This is a genomic window from Kribbella soli, assembly GCF_004331345.1.
Taxonomy (GTDB): domain Bacteria; phylum Actinomycetota; class Actinomycetes; order Propionibacteriales; family Kribbellaceae; genus Kribbella; species Kribbella soli.
Genome location: NZ_SJJZ01000003.1, coordinates 876,195 through 893,024, shown reverse-complemented (window position 1 = coordinate 893,024; position 16,830 = coordinate 876,195). Strand labels below are relative to the sequence as shown.

Here is a 16,830-nt window from a genome sequence, read left to right as displayed (position 1 = left end):
ATCCGTCCTGGTCGCACCTTAAGGCCAACCAGCCACCCCACAGCGCGACACGGAGGCACACACGTGCCACGTCACGACAGATCAACTGCCTGAGCGGCCACCGGGTTACCGGTGTCTCACTCAGAGATACCCCCAACAGCTATTTCAGCGGCCCCGCATCGCCTGGCGGGCGCCCTTGAGGCTCGTCGGCACCGGACCCTTCGGCATCGGCACCTGCGGCCGGACCGCGTCCAGCGCCTTCAGCCGCTGCAGCAGGTCGGTGATCTCGGACGGCTGCATCACGGCCGGTAGCTTCATCACGTACTTGGTCAGCTTCCGGATGTCGATCTCGCCCTCGCCCTTGCCGGCGACGATCTGGGTCACCGGCGCCCCACCGGCGACCCGGTTGTGCTTCTTGGCCTCGGCCGCGAGCAGGTTCTTCACCCGGCTCGGCTGCCCCTCGCCGACCAGGATGATGCCGGGCTTGCCGACCACCCGGTGGACGATGTCGGAGTTCTTGGTGACCGCGACCGCGGGGTCGACGTTCCAGCCGCGGCGCAGCGTCTGCAGCGCGGACGCGGCGGCACCGGCCTGGCCCTCGATCTGGCTGTACGCCGCCTTCTCGACCTTGCGACCGAAGACGATCGTGGCGGCCAGGAAGCCGAGCGCGACGCCGAGCGGGATCCATACCAGCAGCGGGCCCACCAGGAATCCGCCGAGCACGGCCAGCGCGACGATGCCGAGGAAGATCCCGGCGAGCACCAGGCCGACCAGCGGCTCGGACTTCTGGGTCAGCTTGTACGCCGAAACGATCTGCTTGAGCCTGCTGGTCTTCTTCTCTTCGGGCGCGTCGTTCTTGGCCATCTCTACCTGTCCTGGTTCATGCCGTGGTGTTAGTTGGCGGCGTTCATACGTGACTCAACGGCCTGTCGGTACAACCGGCCGGCGCGGTACGAGGACCGTACCAGCGGACCGGACATGACACCGGCGAAACCGATCTCCTGAGCCTCGGCGTCCAGCTCGACGAACTCCTCGGGCTTCACCCAGCGCTCGACCGGGTGGTGCCGCACCGAGGGCCGCAGGTACTGCGTGATCGTGATGATCTCGCAGCCCGCCGCGTGCAGGTCCTTCAGCGCCTGGCTGACCTCGTCGCGGGTCTCGCCCATGCCGAGGATCAGGTTCGACTTGGTGACCAGCCCGTAGTCGCGGGCCTGGGTGATGACGTCCAGCGAGCGCTCGTAGCGGAAACCGGGCCGGATCCGGCGGAAGATCCGCGGCACCGTCTCGACGTTGTGCGCGAACACCTCCGGCCGCGACGAGAACACCTCGGCCAGTTGCTCGGGGACGGCGTTGAAGTCCGGCGCGAGCATCTCCACGCCGGTGCCCGGGTTCAGCTCGTGGATCTGGCGGATCGTCTCGGCGTACAGCCAGGCGCCGCCGTCGTCCAGGTCGTCGCGGGCGACGCCGGTCACGGTCGCGTAGCGCAGGCCCATCGTGCGGACCGACTCGGCGACCCGGCGCGGCTCGTCGCGGTCCAGCGCTTCCGGTTTGCCGGTGTCGATCTGGCAGAAGTCACAGCGCCGCGTGCACTGGTCTCCGCCGATCAGGAAGGTCGCCTCGCGGTCCTCCCAGCACTCGAAGATGTTCGGGCAACCGGCTTCCTGGCACACCGTGTGCAGTCCCTCGGACTTCACCAGCTTCTGCAGCGCCTGGTACTCCGGGCCCATCTTGGCGCGGGTCTTGATCCACTCGGGTTTGCGCTCGATCGGGGTCTCCGCGTTGCGCACCTCGAGCCTGAGCAGTTTCCGTCCTTCTGGGGCGATGGTCACGCCCCCAAGGGTACGCGTCCCCGCTCAGGGCCGTCCCACCCGTACGCTGATGAGCTATGTCCACGGTTGAGCTGCGTACGGATGCCGAACCAGGCAACCCGCCGGCGTCCGCTAATGGATCGGGTGATGGACCAGGTACCGGGGTGCGCGGCTGGACCCGTCCCGCGCCGACGGCCCGCGAGCAGCGGTACGACGTACTGCTCGGTCTCGGGATGGCGCTGGCCGCGGTGTTCGGGACCGAACTCGCCCGCGGCGGATCGCCGAACCAGGTGGATCTGGGGATCGGCGGTGTCGAGCCGTACCTGCTCAGCGCGGCCGTGACGCTGCCGTTGTGCTTCCGCCGCCGCTGGCCGATCCCGGTGCTGCTGGTGGTCGCCGTGCTGTTCGTGCTGAACGGGGAGCGTGCCCTGTTCGCGTTCGCAGGCAACCTGATCACGCAGGCGACCATGTTCATGGCGATCTACGCCGCGGTGGCGTGGGCGCGCGACCGGCGGCTGATGAAGGCGGCGGTGGCGGTCGTCTTCGTCGTGATGTTCGGCTGGCTGACGATCAATTTCGTGCAGGCGCTGCGGAACAACGCGATCGAGGGGCCGAACCATGCCCTGTTCTCGCCGTACGTCTCGAACGTGATCATCACCGTCGCGCTGAACGTCCTGTACTTCTTCGGCGCGTACTTCTGGGGCCGGACCGCGTGGGCGACCGCGCGACAGCGGTTCGAGCTCGAGCAGCAGGCGACCGAGCTGGCGGCGCAGCAGGACGCGAACTCGCGGCGCGCGGTGATCGACGAGCGGCTGCGGATCTCCCGCGAGCTGCACGACGTCGTCGCGCACCACATCAGCAGCATCGGCATCCAGGCCGGCGGCGCCCGGCGGGTGATGGACGCCGACCCGGACGCCGCGAAGAACGCGCTGAACGTGATCGAGGAGTCCAGCCGGAGCGCGGTGAACGAGATGCGCCAGCTGCTCGGCATGCTCCGCTCGGCGGACCCCGACCTCGACGTCGGTACGCCGGACCCCAAGGAGCCGCAGGCCGGCGCGGACCGGCTGCCGGCGCTGATCGCGGAGGCGAACAGCCTCGGCCTGGAGGTCGGCTTCCACCAGATCGGATCGCCGGCCGAGCTGCCCAAGACCGTCTCGGTGTCGGTGTACCGGATCGCCCAGGAAGCGCTCGCGAACGTCCGCAAACACTCGACGGCTCGCAGCGCCCATGTCACGCTGCGTTATCTCGGTGACGCGGTCGAGCTCGAGGTGCTCGACGACGGCCGCCCGAAACACGCCCCGGTCGGCAGCCGGCTCGGCCATGTCGGGATCCGCGAACGGGTCGGCCTGCTCGGCGGTGAGAGCGAGATCGGCCCGCGTCCCGTGGGAGGATTCCGGGTCCGGGTCCGGATCCCGCTGGATCCGCAGAACCGTCCTTTGGCTGGGGGAGAAGCGTGACCGACCCGATGCGGGTGCTGCTGGTCGACGACCAGGACCTGGTGCGTGCCGGATTCCGGATGATCCTGTCCGTCGAGCCGGAGATCGACGTGGTCGGCGAGGCCGCGGACGGCGAGAAGGCGATCGAGCTGGCGCTGGCGTTGCGGCCGGACGTCGTACTGATGGACGTCCAGATGCCCGGTATGGACGGGATCACCGCGACCCAGCGGATCGTCGCGGAGGACGCCGGAAAGGTCGTCATCCTCACCACGTTCGACCGCGACGACTACCTCTTCGAGTCGCTCGGGGCCGGTGCGAGCGGCTTCCTGCTGAAGAACACCGCGCCCGAGGACCTGGTGGAGGCGATCCAGGTCGTGCACTCCGGGCACGCGCTGCTCGCGCCCGAGGTGACCCGGCGGGTGATCAAACGATTCACCGGCGGGGGAGAGCGGGTGTACCGGCCGGACCTGCTCGCCGAGCTGACCGAGCGGGAGCGCGAGGTGCTCGGGCTGATCGCCCGCGGCCTGACCAACACCGAGATCGCCAACCAGCTGTACGTCGGAGAGGCGACGGTCAAGACCCACGTGTCCCGCGTACTGCTGAAGCTCGGTCTGCGCGACCGGGTCCAGGCCGTCGTCTTCGCCTACGAATGCGGCCTCGTCACCCCGGGCGACGACCCGACCGGCTGAGCCATCCGTCGTGCGGATGACGCCGGTGATCACCCGCGCGGGCGACGTGCAGGCACACTTCGGCTGGCTAGCTTTAGGAGGGTCGGGCGAGCGCCCGGCCGGGGGCTGAAAGCTGATGGGAACGGTGACACATGCTGAGGGTGGCTGGGCTCACCCGGCGGTTCGGTGATCATCTGGCGCTGGACGACGTGACGTTCGACGTCGTACCGGGACGGATGACCGGATTCGTCGGGGCCAACGGGGCCGGGAAGACGACGACGATGCGGATCATCCTCGGCGTCCTGGCCGCGACGGCCGGCGAGGTGCGGTGGCAGGACAAGCCGCTGACGCAGGACGTACGCCGGGACTTCGGCTACATGCCCGAGGAACGCGGGCTGTACCCGAAGATGAAGATCCGCGACCAGCTGGTGTTCTTCGGCCGGCTGCACGGTCTCGACCCGGAGCGCGCCGCCGCGCGGACCGAGAAGATCCTCGGGCGGCTCGGACTCGCCGAGCGTGCTTCCGACGTACTCGAGACGCTGTCGCTGGGGAACCAACAGCGGGTGCAGATCGCGGCCGCGCTGGTGCACGAGCCGATCGCGCTGGTGCTGGACGAGCCGTTCAGCGGTCTCGACCCGCTCGCCGTCGACGCGATGGCCGACCTGCTCCGCGAGGAGGTGACGTCCGAGGTGCCGGTGCTGTTCTCCAGCCATCAGCTCGACCTGGTCGAGCGGCTGTGCGACGACCTCGTCGTACTGGCTCGCGGCAAGGTCGTCGCCGCGGGCGCCGTGTCCGAGTTGGCGGCCGGGCCTACGTCGACGTACCGCTTGGTGGTTGACGGCGACGCCGGGTGGCTGCGTGACGTGCGGGGGATCCAGGTGCGGGATGTGGCCGGCGGTACGGCGTTGTTCGACGTACTCGACGGTGCGGTGGAGCAGAAGATCCTGCAGGAGGCGCTGACCCGCGGACAGGTGCTCGAGTTCGGGCCGGAGCGGGTGGCGCTGAGCGACATCTTCCGGGAGGCGACCCGATGAAGACATTGGACAAGCCGTGGGTGCTGATCGCGGAGCGCGAGATCACCACGAAGCTGCGGGACAAGACGTTCATCGGCTCGACGCTGGTGATGCTGCTGATCGTGATGGTTGCGGTGATCCTGCCCGCGATCCTCGCGGGCAAGGGCGGACCGGACAAGATCGGGGTCATCGACGACGCCGGCCTGAAGGTCGTTCAGACGGCGTCGGTCACGGCGGGCGGCGACGGGTACGAGGCGACCCGCTTCTCCGACCGGCCGGCCGCTGAGAAGGCCGTCACCGACGGCAAGGTGAAGGCCGCGCTGCTGCCGGACGCGGACGGGTACGTCGTCCTCGGCAAGGACCGCGTCGACTCGGGCGTCGAAGGTGCCCTCCGCGAAGCGGCCGCGGCCGTCGGGATGGAAACGAACGCCGGGAAGGCGGGACTGACCCCGGCGGAGTTGCACGCCGGCACGAAGGTCTCATTGCAGCTGCTGAAACCGGGCCCGTTGCCGGACATCGTCTCCGACTTCGTGAACATCGGGCTGGCGCTGGTGTTCTACATGACCGCGCTCGGTTTCGGGATGATGATCGCGCAGAGCGTCGTCCAGGAGAAGGAGAGCCGGGTCGTCGAGATCCTGGCCGCCGCGGTGCCGATCCGGTCGCTGCTGTGGGGCAAGGTGCTGGGCAACACGGTGCTGGCGCTGACCCAGATCGTGGTGATCGCGGGTGCGTCACTGATCGGGCTGCTCGCCACCGACCAGGCAGACATCCTCGAAGTGGTCGCGCCGGTCGCCGGGTGGTTCGTGGTGTTCTTCGTCCTCGGGTTCGTCGCGCTGGCCGGGCTGTGGGCGGTCGCCGGTTCGCTCGCGACGCGGCAGGAGGACCTCGGGTCGACCACGCTGCCGGGGCAGATGATCCTGATGATCCCGTTCTTCTTCTCGGTATTCGCGGGATCGTCGGCCAAGACCGTGGCGTCGTTCGTCCCGATCGCGTCGTCGATGTCGATGCCGGGCCGGATGCTCACCGAGGACGTACCGGTCTGGCAGCCACTGGTCGCGATCGCGCTGCTGCTGGCCGCCACCGTGCTGATCGTCCGGATGGGCGCGCGGCTGTACGAGCGCACCTTGCTGCAGACCGGCCGTCGCCTCGGTTACCGCGAGGCCCTGGCGCTCGAATCGAAGTAGCACATCGTCACGACCGGGCCCGGCGTTACAGCACCGGGCCCGGCTGTGACGAAACCGCAATGTAGGGTCGCTGTGTGCTGTGTCCAGACCTCGACTACGGTCTCAACGCATGAACGTTGAGCTGCGCCACCTGCGGGTGGTGGTCCTGGTGGCAGAAGCGGGGTCCGTCGGACGGGCCGCCCGCTGGCTCAAAGTCAGCCAGCCGAGCCTGACCGCGCAGCTGAAACGGATCGAGGCCGCGTTCGGCGGCGAGCTGTTCGAACGCTCCCGCACCGGCGTGAAGCCGACCCCGCTCGGCCGGTACGCCGTTGATCGCGCGCGAGCCATCCTGGTCGACGTCGACCACCTGTCGGCGACCGTGTCCGCGATGACCGCGGTCGAGTCGTCGGCGGTCCGGCTCGGCGGGTTTCCGACCGCGCCGATGTCCGGGATCGCGTCCCGGCTCCGCGCCCACGGCGAGATCGAGCAGGTGAGCATCGAGGTCGAGTGGTCCACCAGCGTGCTCCTGCAGCAGCTGGAGAGCGGGCGGCTGGACTTCGCGCTGCTGCGGGAGTTCCCCGGGTTCGAGCTGCGGCTGCCGGCTGGGGTCGAGTCCACCACGGTTGTTGAGTCCGAGTCGGCGTACGTCGCCTTGTCGGCCGACCACCCGGTGGCCGAGGCGTCGCGGGCGCGGGGTGAGGTCGATCTGGCGTCGCTGTCGGCCGAGGAGTGGATCGGTGAGCCGCCGGACGACAGCGGGTTCCACGTGCTGTTCCGGGCGGCGTGCGAGGCCGCTGGGTTCCAGCCTCGGGTGGAGCACCATTCGGTCGACACGTCGGTGCTCATGGGGTTCGTGACCAGTGGTCAGGGCGTGGCACTCATCTCGCCCACGTCGTACCGGATGCTTTCGGCTGACGTCACCACTCGCACCCTGGTGGGCGACCCGATTCATCGGAAGTTGGTGCTCGCGTGGAGCACCGACTCACCGCGGGCCCAGATGGCGGGGGACGTGCTGCAGATGGCGAGCGTGGCGTACGACGAGGCCATCACCGAGCACGCGCGCCGGGACCAGCACCAGCAGCGCATGCACGTCGCCTGACCCTTGCCAGGCACTCCGGCACCCTCCACGGCAGGGGTTCTCCCTTGCCGTTGGGGGTTCTCCCCTCCTACACCACCGGAGAACCCCGAAGACCAGGGGAGATCCCCTGGAGTGGTGTCCACCACCTGGATTCCGGGTCGCTGACCACGGCACCCGGCCAACTCGGCCACCTCCGAGGACCTGCAACGGGCCCCCGAGGGCTTGAACAAGTCATTGCCTGTCCAAGCCCACCACTTCCCCGGCCATCCCCCGAGCCGGGTGTGGTCCGGCGCGTCCGGCCGAACCGAACCGCCCGCCGCGGCCCCGCTGCCCGGCCCCCCGGTGCTCGCTGCCTGTCTGCCTTGATGGAGGGTTCCCGCAGATCGGTGGAGTGTTTCTGGCGCTATCGCAGCAAAATCCTCCACCAAGTAGCCGGCGCCCCGGACGAACTCGGGTCGCGGATCACTTAGGCGGGCTTGACCACCGGGTTCTCGAACGCCATGTGGAACTCCCCGGTGTCCTCCGGGTCCTCCATCCGCTCCCGATACTGCGACCCCATCTGCTCCCGAGGTGAAACACTCCGCTCCACCTTCTTCGTCTCCACCGGCTGAGTTTCCTCAACGGGCGCGGCTGCGGGGGGCTTGGGCTCCACTGGCTGAGCAGGCGGGACCGGCTGAGTCTCGTCAGCGGGCGCGACTGTCTCGGGCTTGGCCTCCGCCGGCTGAGCTTCTTCCACCGGTGCGGCCGCCTCAGGCGTCGCGTCCAGCGGCTGGGTCTCCTCGGCCGGCGCGGCGGCCTGCGGCTTGGGCTCCACCGGCTGAGTCTGCTCGACGGGCGTGACTGCCTCCTGAGCAGGTGCGACCGGCTGGGTCTTCTCGGCCGGTGTGGCTGCCTCGGGCTTGGGCTCCACCGGCTGAGTCTGCTCGACGGGCGTGACTGCCTCCTGAGCAGGTGCGACCGGCTGGGTCTTCTCGGCCGGTGTGGCTGCCTCGGGCTTGGGCTCCGCCGGCTGAGTCTGCTCGACGGGCGTGACTGCCTCCTGAGCAGGTGCGACCGGCTGGGTCTTCTCGGCCGGTGTGGCTGCCTCGGGCTTGGGCTCCGCTGCCTGGGTCTCCTCGACCGGTGTGGCCGCGCTTGGCGGCGCCTCTGCGGGCTGAGTTTCCTCAGCCGGCTCGCTCACCTCAGCTGCGGGGGTCGCCTGCGTGACCGGCTCCTCCTGTGCGACCGGCTCCTCGGCTGCGGGAGGTGGTGCGATGACCGTTTCCTCGCCGGGGTAGTTGCTCTCGGCATCTGCCTCGGGGAACTGCCGTGTGTGGTCGAACTCCTCGGCCTCACTGGCCGGGAACTGCCGCGTCTGATCGTCGGCCTGGTTCCGCGGCTGCGCCGCCTGGGGCTCGTCGAACAGGTCGTCGTACCGCGTGTGACTCTCGTACGCAGCCGGAGCCTGATAGGTGCCCCCGGCAACCGGATACACGGCCGCGACGTCCGCCTCCTGCTGCGCCTGCGCGGCTTCCTGCTCGCGCTGCAGCCGCTCGTCGTCGGCCCGCTCCCGCCGCCGGCGCTGAACACTGCGGACGATCAGCTGGATCGCGTACACCAGCGAGATCACCCCGAGGATCGGCACCACGCCGTTCAGCGTGTACTGCTTCGACCCCTCGATCATCCCGTTGGTGACGCCGGGGACGTCGTTCAGGAAGTTCGTGGTCCGGTTCGGGATCCAGAGCCAGCAGTAGATCAGGGCGCCGAAGGCGATGAACGCCCCCAGCGCGCCGGCTCCGGAGAAGTACGACACCACGGCCCAGAAGATCAGCGCGCCGATGCCGTAGGCAAGCGCCATCCCCTTCGCGTTCAGCTCGATACCACCCGGCGCCGCCAGGACTCCGAACACGGCCGGTCCGGCCAGAGCAACTGCTACGCCGAGCAAGAACCCAAGAAATTTGGCCACACCCCCAAGGTAGCGACGAACTGCGGTTACAGCCCGCAGACACTTCGGCACACACTTCGGCTCACACTCGATGAACCTGGACAGGCAACCGCTTGCCTAAGGTAGGAGCCATGCGCCCACCGAACATCGTCGTCGTCCTGTCCGACGAACACACCGCCGCGGCAGCCGGTTGGGCAGGTCACCCGCACGTCCAGACGCCACACCTGGATCGCCTGGCCGCGCAGGGCGTTTCGTTCGATCGCGCGTACACCAACAGCCCGATGTGCGTGCCGTCCCGCCTCTCACTCATGGCCGGCCAGTACGTGCACCAGATCGGGGCCTGGGACAACGGCGTGATCCCAGACCCGTCGTACCGCACCTGGGGCCACCACCTGCACGCAGCCGGCTACACCTCGGTCATAGCGGGTCGGACGCACTTCAACGGACCAGGCCGCCTACTCGGCTTCGACCGCCGCCTCACCGACGACCTGGACTTCTGGCTCGACCACAGTGGGCGTCCACCCCGGCGTACGGCGGACTGGCGACGCCCGACCAACTCTCATGTCACCGAACAGGGCACAGGCGACCACGTCCACACGCAGCACGACGCAGCCGCCACAGACGCCGCTGTGGAGTTCCTGCGGGACCCAGGCGAGGACCCGTTCCTGCTGTACGTCGGCTACATGCATCCGCACTTCCCGTTGGTCGCACCACCGGAGTTCCGCGCACTGTATGACCCGGCCGACGTCGAGCTACCTGCCGTCGCAGACGACCAGCACCCGGTGATCTCGCTGCTGCGCCACGGGTTCCGTAACGACGAGCCGCTGACTGAAGAGCAGATCCGGGAGGCGACAGTCTGCTACTGGGCGCTGATCAGTCACCTGGACCACCAGATCGGCCGGCTGCTGGCCGCGGTACCGGATGACACCGTGGTCGTCTACACCAGCGACCACGGCGAAATGGCCGGTCACCAGGGCATCTGGCAGAAACAGTGCTTCTACGAGCCCGCCGTACGCATCCCGCTGCTGCTGCGTCACCCGTCGTTGCAGCCGGGCCGGAGCGCCGCACACGTCAGCCTGATCGACGTGCTCCCCACCCTGCGAGACGTCGCCGGTCTGGCTCCCGACGCCGCCCTGCCCGGCCAGACGCTGCTGGAGGCTGAGGACATACCTGTGCTGTCGGAGTACCACGCACAGGGCATGGTCGACGGTGGATTCATGCTGAAGACCGGGCCGTGGAAGTACTGCTACTACGGGTCAGAGCACGCGCCGCAGGTCTTCAACGTCGAGGACGACCCGCAGGAGCTCTACGACTTGTCCGGTGAGACGGCTCTGGTGCGGCGGCTGGATGCTGAGCTGAGATTGCTGCTGGATCCTGACGCGACCGATGCCCGTGCGAAGTCAGACCAGGCTGCGCGCCTTTCGAGAGGATGAACTGTTGCCCGCTCCGAACATTCTGCTGATCGTTTCCGACGACCATGGGTACGCCGACCGCGGTGGACTCGGGGTGCACTCCGACGTACGCACTCCGGCGCTGGACCGGCTGGCCGCGCAGGGAGTGAGCTGCACCGACGCCTACGTGACAGCGCCGATCTGCAGCCCGTCACGGGCCTCGATCATCTCCGGGCGGTACCAGCAGCGGTGGGGCGGCCAATGGTTCGACTCGGCCGCGTTCCCGCCGGACGACGTACCGACGCTCGCGGAGATCCTGCGCGACCAGGGGTACCGGACGGCGTACTTCGGCAAGGTGCACTACGGGAAAGAGGACGTGGGGGACAGGGCGTGTCCGCCGCACCACGGGTTCGAGGAGACGCTGTACGGGCTGGCGGGGCAGTCGTTCGGGCGGCTGAACTACCTGCATCACTCCGACGAGTCGGTCGAGTCGTATGGTCAGCCGGCCGCGCACCACATGGCTGTGCAGCCTCTGCTGTCAGGGGACGAGCCAGTTGAGCACGAGGGCTTTCTGACCGCAGAGTTCGGTCGCCGCGCGGCGGAGTTCATGGATGCGGATGACGAGCGGCCGTACTTCTGCATGGTGGCCTTCAACGCCGTCCACAACTTCTGCTGGCAGCTGCCGGACTCTGAGCTGGAAGCGCGTGGGCTCCCGGCCTTCCGCGACTGGTCACCGGATGCGGACGGTCCGTTCATGGAGTGGTACGACGACGTGATCGTGCCGAATCTCCCGCACGGGCGCGAGTACTACCTCGCCCAATTGGAGCTGATGGATGCGGAGATCGGGCGACTGCTCGACGTGGCCGGCGACGACACGATCGTTGTGTACGTGACGGACAACGGCGGGTCGACCTGCAACTTCGGCGACAATGCGCCGCTGCGCGGGACGAAGTACACGCTGTGGGACGGCGGCATCCGCATCCCGATGCTCTGGCGCTGGCCGGACCAGTTGCCGGCAGGACGTCGTACGGACGCACTGGTCAGCACGATGGACCTGGTCCCCACGCTGGCCGCGGCGGCTGGCGCGACGGTGGACGGTGCTGACGGCGTCGACATCCTGCCCGTGCTGGCCGGAACCGCTGAGGCGGCGCACGAGAACCTGCACTGGGACTGCGGGTTTCAGTGGGCGGTGCGGTCGGGGGAGTGGAAGCTCAGCTGGGTGGCCGACGACGCCAACACCAGGCATCTGCGTGACTACGAGCACGCGCCGATGGGTGAGGGCTGGTTCCTCGCGAACCTGGGCGATGACATCGGCGAGCAGACCAACCACCTGTCAGACCAGCCGGAGATCGCACACCGGTTGCGCTCGTTGCACGCCGATTGGCGCGCGGAGGTGGGGCTGGAGCCTCAGACGGTCAACCCGTAGGTGATCGCGGTCGGCGGCTCCTCGTGGTGGTCGATGTCTGGGCTGCGCTCGTACTCGTTCCAGGCGAGGAGATCGTCGAGGTGCCGGCGGACCGCTTCGAGGACCTCGGTGGTCGTGACCTCGCGGCCGAGCTCCTTGGAGAGCGTGGTCACGTCGGCGTCCGAGATGCCGCACGGGACGATCCGGTCGAACCAGGCCAGGTCGTTGTTGCAGTTCAGCGCGAAGCCGTGCATGGTCACGCCCTGCGCGACCCGGATGCCGATCGCGGCGATCTTCCGCTCCCGGCCGCGGTCGTCAGCCGCGACCCAGACGCCGCTGCGGCCCTTGACCCGGCCGGTCTTCACACCGAGCTCGGCGCACACGCCGATCAGCGCCTCCTCGAGCCGCCGGACGTAGTCCACGACGTACACATGTGAGGCCAGTTTGACGATCGGGTACCCGACCAGTTGCCCGGGGCCGTGCCAGGTGATCTTGCCGCCACGGTCCACGTCGACCACCGGCGTACCGTCCATCGGTCGCTCGTGTGGCTCGGTGCGCTTGCCCGCCGTGTAGACCGGCGGGTGCTCGAGCAGGATCACGGTGTCCGAGCCGGTGCCCTCGGCAACCTCCGCGTGCAGCCGTCGCTGCTCGGCCCACGCGGTCTCGTAGTCCACCGCGTCGGCGCCGAATCCGGCTTCCACGTACCTGATAGCCCTCACGCCTTCGAGTGTAGGCGGCGGCCGATCGTGGCCGGCGCCCTGGGCTGTGGATAACTTCGACGGGCGAGGTCGCGATCGGTGCATCCTCTTGGACATGGACCTCGCAGACCTCACCGGCTACAGCCTGCGCCGCGAGCTCGGGTCCGGACCAGCCGGCACCGTCTGGCAGGTCCGGGACCGCGCCTCCGGCCGCAACGCCGTGCTCAAACACGTCCCGCACAGCGCATTTCCCGATCGGGGGCGGCTCCGCGAGGACTTGAGCATGCTGTCCCGCTTCCGGCATCCGCACGTTGCGCAACTACACGAGTACCGCGAGACCGACACCGGCTGGATCCTGATCACCCAGCACCTGGCTGCCGGAAGCCTCGCCGCCCTACTCACCCGCCGCGGCCCACTGTCCCGCGGCGAGCTCGTCACCCTCCTCGCCCCACTCGCCGAGGCCCTGGCCCACCTTCACGCCTCGAACCTCACCCACGGCTCCATCACCCCCGACAACGTCCTCTTCGACGCCGACGGCCGCCCAATCCTCACCGACGCCACCCTCCGCCCCAGCAACCCCACCACCGACCACCAAGCCCTAGCCACCCTCACCCACCACGTCAGCGCACACCCCACCCCCTTCCCGCCCACGCTCATCACCACCACCCCCCTCCGATCCCTCCCAAACCGCCTCCTAACCCACACCCCCGCCACCCCCATAGACCTAGCCCCCCTCGCCACCCCAACAACAACCCATCCCCCCACCACCAACCACCCCTCGCCCAACCCAGCCCCTCGTCCCACCGCTCCACGCCCCGCCGCCGACGACGTCACGACCAACCCAGCTCCTCCTCCCACCGCGCCGTCCGCGACGGCCGACCCACTTCCCACCCAGCCGCCCACCAGCCCGCCACCCCACCGGGACAGCCCACCGCCGAGCACTCCACCCCATCCGGACGCCCGGCTGCCGGGCGCTCCGCCCCGCCCCGACAGCCCGCCGACGAGTGCCTCCGGGCCAGGCGATCACCCTCCGGCGTCGTCGGGAGGATCTGCAGACGACGACGATTCGCCGGCTGTCTCCCGCGGGCCGCTCGCTCCGCCTCCAGCGGACCCACCGCCCTCACCTCTGACGCAACCAAAGCGACCGCACCCCTCCGCACCGTCCGCGAAGGCCCGCTCGAAGCGCGTCCGCTCCAACCGCCGCACCAAGTCCCGCCGCACCAGATTCGTAGCGGCCCTCGCACTCCCGCGACTCCCACACCCCGCGTACGGCGTACTCGCCGCAGCCGCCCTGGCCGCGATCATCGTGCTCGCGATCGCCATCGCGACCCTCCGCACCATCGACACCCCAGCAACCGCCCACCCAGAGCCCAGCGATCCTCAGTCCACAACCCAACGCACCCCCGCATCCCCGCCCACTCCGTCGCCCACCGCCGCACACCCAACGACCCCCGGGCGTCCCGAGACATCGCCAAGCCAGGCCCGCGCCACGACCTCGGCTCCACGCTCCGAGTCCGCGTCCTCAGCAGAGCTGGCCACCTGGATCCAGACCCTCCAAGCGCTCGACGCCCAACGCGCCCACGCCTTCTGGACCCTCGACCTAGACGCCCTCGACCGGATCTACGTCCCAGGCAGCGCCCCCTGGCGCACCGACCGCGCACTCCTATCCACCTACCGACAGCAAAACGTCCGCGTCCAAGGACTCCGCATCACGATCGAAAGCACCGCAATCACCCGCCGCACCGCGACAACGGTCACCCTCAAAACCACCGACCACCTCACAGCCGGCCAAGCAGTCGACCACACCGGCGCCAAAACCCCACTCCCACCCGCACCTCCGGCCACCAGACTGATCACCCTGACAACCATCCCACGCACCGCCGCCCCCTCACGCAGCTCGGCCCGTCAACCCACCCACACCTGGCGCATCACCACAATCACCCAACCCTGACCCCACCGAACCGAGGTCCCTCAGCTCGGTCGATTGAGCGCGTCGAACACGTCCCGCACGAAGTAGGTGTCCGCCAACGCATCGTGAATCGCGTACGAGGACTGATCGACGCCGACAACCGCCGACATCTCGCCAACGTCCGCAGTCGGTGGCAGATTCGTCCGGCCCAGCAACTGGCTGATCACGCACACCAGCCGGAAGTCCCACGGCACGTCCGCCGCGTCATCCGCGACCAATCCGTTGAGATGCATCAGATGCAGTACGTCGGTCGCATCCATCCAGGGCGCCGCCCCCACCCACAACGGCTCGTCGGCGGTCAGCTCGACCATCAGCTCCGCGACCTCTCGACCGCTGCTCACGTCCTGCTCGGATCCGTTCAGCGACGGGTGGCGATGAAAGCGGCTGATCTCCAGCGCCCGCTCGGTCGCGGCCGACAGATCCAGCTCGTCCAGCCGGACGAACCGGTTGTACGCCGTCTCCCGCCCGTCGTCCTCCCGTCGAATCACCGCCAACTGCCAGACCTGCCGACCACCCGGCAGCCAAGGTTCCCGAACGCTCGTGGTTTCCAGATCGACGAACAGAGTTGGCATCCGGCAATCCAACCAGGCAACGCTGGTTTCGAGGAGAGGCGAGTTAGCGCTTCTCGGCGCGTAGGCCGAGGATCCAGGGGATCGGGTCGGTGCGTGGCTCGACGGTTCGGGTGATCGTGAGGTCTGCGCCGGCGAATGCGTTGAGGAGGTCAGCGAGCGGAACGTGTCGCATGCCGAGGCGTTCGCGAATGCCGCCTTCGCCCCACCAGGGCGCCGGGGGATGCCAACCGACCGTGCGGTACGTCGGATGCACAATGCGCCCGTCGTCGGGACGGGCTTCGGTGTGCGGGCCGTTGAAGCAGGGATGGGCCCCGTAGAACACGAGCACCCCGCCCGGATGCAGCACGCGGGCCGCCTCGCGCAGGACAGCGGCGAAGTCGTCGACGTCAGTGGAGATCCACAGAACGGCGACAGTAGAGAAGACAGCATCAGCGAACGGCAGTTCTGCCGCGTCCCCCTGGACCAGCGCCTCGCCATCGATCGCGCGTTGCTGGGCGAGGCTCAACTGATCCGCGGAGTACTCCAAGCCGACGACGGTCCGTCCCGTACTGCGCAACGTCCGCAGGTTCTGTCCGGTCCCGCACCCGAGGTCCAAGCACAGACCATCTCCCGGACCCAGCAAATCCAGCAGCGGCTCACGATTGGAGTCGGCCGCGGTCGCGTTGTGCTCGTCGTACCACTCGGCAAGCCCGTCGTACCGCGCGGTCGTCATGGCTGAGTTCCCCGCCGCGGATCAGTGGAAGGCATGTCCTGCTCGACGGAGGCGGACCAACTGGCCAGCAGATTCAGGGCATCCTGCGACGGGGATCCGGGCTCGGCTGTGTAGGTGAGGAGGCTCTGGCTCGGGTCGGAGGCCAGTGGGAACGACTCGAAGGGGAGTTCGAGGTCGCCGACTACGGGGTGATGGAGGAGCTTTACGCCGGTGGTGTGGATCCGGACGTTGTGCGCGGCCCACCGTGCGCGGAACTCCTCGCTGCGGGTGGACAACTCACCGATCAGGTCCGACGTTTGCCGGTCGTACGGATCCCTGCCGACTTCTGCCCGGAGCAACGCGACGGTGTCGTTGGCGACCGCGTCCCAGGCGCGGAAGAAGTCCGTCGCCTGCGGGTCGAGGAAGACGAATCTGGCGTTGTTGGGCGGCTTGGCCGGGACGGCGTACACGGGTGAAAACAGCGCCGATCCGAGGGCGTTGGCGGCCAGGATGTCGAGGCGTCCGTTCAGTACGAGCGCCGGTGTGCCGCTCATCGAGTCCAGGACGCGCTGGACCGTGGGCCGAACTCGTTGCGCCGTGGGACGCCGCCGTGGAGCGCGAGTCGTGGCGGCGGCACGGAGTAGGTCGAGAAGGTGCGTTCGCTCGGCCTCGTTGAGCTTCAGCGCGTGCGTGAGGCCCTCGATGACGCTGTCGGAGATGCCGATGGCGTTGCCGCGCTCGAGTCGTGTGTAGTACTCCGTCGAGATCCCTGCGAGGAGCGCGACCTCTTCGCGGCGCAGGCCCGCGACCCGGCGGCGGGCGCCGCCGTACACGGGAAGACCTGCCTCTGCAGGGCTGATCCGGTCCCGCCGGGTGCTGAGGAACTCCCGGATCTCCGCACGCACGTCACCCCGGATGTCGCCTTCATCGCGGATGTCCTTCCGGGCTGTCATGTCGTCCACTCTACGAGCGGATCCGCGCAGGAGGGGGTCCCTCTGAGTACCCCTCAAACAGAGTCTGCCAGCAGCAGACGCC

General features: G+C 68.7%; 15 protein-coding genes. 8 read left to right on the top strand and 7 right to left on the bottom strand.

Features of this window, described 5'->3' with window-relative positions; genetic code table 11:
• Positions 1–144: 144 nt before the first annotated feature.
• Entirely contained in the window at positions 145–843 is a 699-nt protein-coding gene (locus E0H45_RS27080) for a DUF4191 domain-containing protein (RefSeq protein WP_131342450.1), read from the bottom strand.
• Positions 844–872: 29 nt separating this feature from the next.
• Entirely contained in the window at positions 873–1,808 is a 936-nt protein-coding gene (lipA, locus tag E0H45_RS27075; RefSeq protein ID WP_130380347.1) for a lipoyl synthase, read from the bottom strand.
• A 56-nt stretch (positions 1,809–1,864) separates the two neighbouring features.
• On the opposite strand from lipA, the gene E0H45_RS27070 reads away from it, so the two are divergent.
• The 5 genes from E0H45_RS27070 to E0H45_RS27050 all read left to right on the top strand — a co-directional run bounded on the left by E0H45_RS27070 (position 1,865) and on the right by E0H45_RS27050 (position 7,166).
• A complete protein-coding gene (locus E0H45_RS27070) occupies positions 1,865–3,244 on the top strand; it encodes a sensor histidine kinase (RefSeq protein WP_131342448.1) in 1,380 nt (459 codons plus the stop codon).
• Between the two features lie 8 nt (positions 3,245–3,252).
• Positions 3,253–3,912: a response regulator gene (locus E0H45_RS27065; protein WP_131343856.1), complete on the top strand. Its 660-nt coding sequence runs from the start codon at positions 3,253–3,255 to the stop codon at positions 3,910–3,912.
• 131 nt (positions 3,913–4,043) lie between these two features.
• The gene (locus E0H45_RS27060; RefSeq protein WP_131342446.1) at positions 4,044–4,925 is read left to right on the top strand and encodes an ABC transporter ATP-binding protein; all 882 of its coding nucleotides are present in this window, start codon (positions 4,044–4,046) and stop codon (positions 4,923–4,925) included.
• A complete protein-coding gene (locus E0H45_RS27055; RefSeq protein WP_131342444.1) occupies positions 4,922–6,088 on the top strand; it encodes an ABC transporter permease in 1,167 nt (388 codons plus the stop codon). The genes E0H45_RS27060 and E0H45_RS27055 overlap by 4 nt, the downstream gene beginning before the upstream one ends.
• Positions 6,089–6,197: 109 nt before the next feature.
• Positions 6,198–7,166, top strand: coding sequence for a LysR family transcriptional regulator (locus E0H45_RS27050; RefSeq protein WP_131342442.1), 969 nt, complete (start codon positions 6,198–6,200; stop codon positions 7,164–7,166).
• A gap of 445 nt (positions 7,167–7,611) precedes the next feature.
• Here E0H45_RS27050 and E0H45_RS27045 read toward each other — a convergent pair whose 3' ends face one another.
• Positions 7,612–9,090, bottom strand: a complete 1,479-nt coding sequence (locus tag E0H45_RS27045) for an MFS transporter (protein WP_131342440.1) — start codon at positions 9,088–9,090, stop codon at positions 7,612–7,614.
• A 110-nt stretch (positions 9,091–9,200) separates the two neighbouring features.
• Between E0H45_RS27045 and E0H45_RS27040 the strand changes: the two genes are divergently transcribed.
• Positions 9,201–10,502, top strand: a complete 1,302-nt coding sequence (locus E0H45_RS27040) for a sulfatase-like hydrolase/transferase (protein WP_131342438.1) — start codon at positions 9,201–9,203, stop codon at positions 10,500–10,502.
• Positions 10,503–10,506: 4 nt separating this feature from the next.
• The gene (locus tag E0H45_RS27035; RefSeq protein WP_131342436.1) at positions 10,507–11,886 is read left to right on the top strand and encodes a sulfatase family protein; all 1,380 of its coding nucleotides are present in this window, start codon (positions 10,507–10,509) and stop codon (positions 11,884–11,886) included.
• Here the strand turns inward: E0H45_RS27035 and lipB are convergent.
• Positions 11,868–12,584: a lipoyl(octanoyl) transferase LipB gene (gene lipB / locus E0H45_RS27030; RefSeq protein ID WP_238155308.1), complete on the bottom strand. Its 717-nt coding sequence runs from the start codon at positions 12,582–12,584 to the stop codon at positions 11,868–11,870. The genes E0H45_RS27035 and lipB overlap by 19 nt on opposite strands.
• Before the next feature lie 94 nt (positions 12,585–12,678).
• Between lipB and E0H45_RS27025 the strand changes: the two genes are divergently transcribed.
• Positions 12,679–14,514, top strand: coding sequence for a protein kinase domain-containing protein (locus E0H45_RS27025; RefSeq protein ID WP_131342435.1), 1,836 nt, complete (start codon positions 12,679–12,681; stop codon positions 14,512–14,514).
• A gap of 20 nt (positions 14,515–14,534) precedes the next feature.
• Here E0H45_RS27025 and E0H45_RS27020 read toward each other — a convergent pair whose 3' ends face one another.
• From E0H45_RS27020 to E0H45_RS27010, 3 genes are read right to left on the bottom strand one after another with little or no spacing between them, the layout of a single operon-like run.
• Positions 14,535–15,104, bottom strand: a complete 570-nt coding sequence (locus E0H45_RS27020) for a hypothetical protein (protein ID WP_131342433.1) — start codon at positions 15,102–15,104, stop codon at positions 14,535–14,537.
• A 43-nt stretch (positions 15,105–15,147) separates the two neighbouring features.
• The gene (locus tag E0H45_RS27015) at positions 15,148–15,816 is read right to left on the bottom strand and encodes a class I SAM-dependent methyltransferase (protein WP_131342431.1); all 669 of its coding nucleotides are present in this window, start codon (positions 15,814–15,816) and stop codon (positions 15,148–15,150) included.
• Positions 15,813–16,748: a helix-turn-helix domain-containing protein gene (locus E0H45_RS27010; protein ID WP_131342429.1), complete on the bottom strand. Its 936-nt coding sequence runs from the start codon at positions 16,746–16,748 to the stop codon at positions 15,813–15,815. Before E0H45_RS27010 ends, E0H45_RS27015 begins: the two co-directional genes overlap by 4 nt.
• Between the last annotated feature and the right edge of the window lie 82 nt (positions 16,749–16,830).

Bases quoted from the DNA above. Each gene is read 5' to 3' on its own strand.
- E0H45_RS27015 (WP_131342431.1), bottom strand. From the start codon at position 15,816: ATGACGACCGCGCGGTACGACGGGCTTGCCGAGTGGTACGACGAGCAC.
- E0H45_RS27080 (WP_131342450.1), bottom strand. From the start codon at position 843: ATGGCCAAGAACGACGCGCCCGAAGAGAAGAAGACCAGCAGGCTCAAG.
- E0H45_RS27070 (WP_131342448.1), top strand. From the start codon at position 1,865: ATGTCCACGGTTGAGCTGCGTACGGATGCCGAACCAGGCAACCCGCCG.
- E0H45_RS27010 (WP_131342429.1), bottom strand. From the start codon at position 16,748: ATGACAGCCCGGAAGGACATCCGCGATGAAGGCGACATCCGGGGTGAC.
- E0H45_RS27050 (WP_131342442.1), top strand. From the start codon at position 6,198: ATGAACGTTGAGCTGCGCCACCTGCGGGTGGTGGTCCTGGTGGCAGAA.
- E0H45_RS27040 (WP_131342438.1), top strand. From the start codon at position 9,201: ATGCGCCCACCGAACATCGTCGTCGTCCTGTCCGACGAACACACCGCC.
- E0H45_RS27060 (WP_131342446.1), top strand. From the start codon at position 4,044: ATGCTGAGGGTGGCTGGGCTCACCCGGCGGTTCGGTGATCATCTGGCG.
- E0H45_RS27020 (WP_131342433.1), bottom strand. From the start codon at position 15,104: ATGCCAACTCTGTTCGTCGATCTGGAAACCACGAGCGTTCGGGAACCT.
- E0H45_RS27055 (WP_131342444.1), top strand. From the start codon at position 4,922: ATGAAGACATTGGACAAGCCGTGGGTGCTGATCGCGGAGCGCGAGATC.
- E0H45_RS27025 (WP_131342435.1), top strand. From the start codon at position 12,679: ATGGACCTCGCAGACCTCACCGGCTACAGCCTGCGCCGCGAGCTCGGG.
- E0H45_RS27065 (WP_131343856.1), top strand. From the start codon at position 3,253: ATGCGGGTGCTGCTGGTCGACGACCAGGACCTGGTGCGTGCCGGATTC.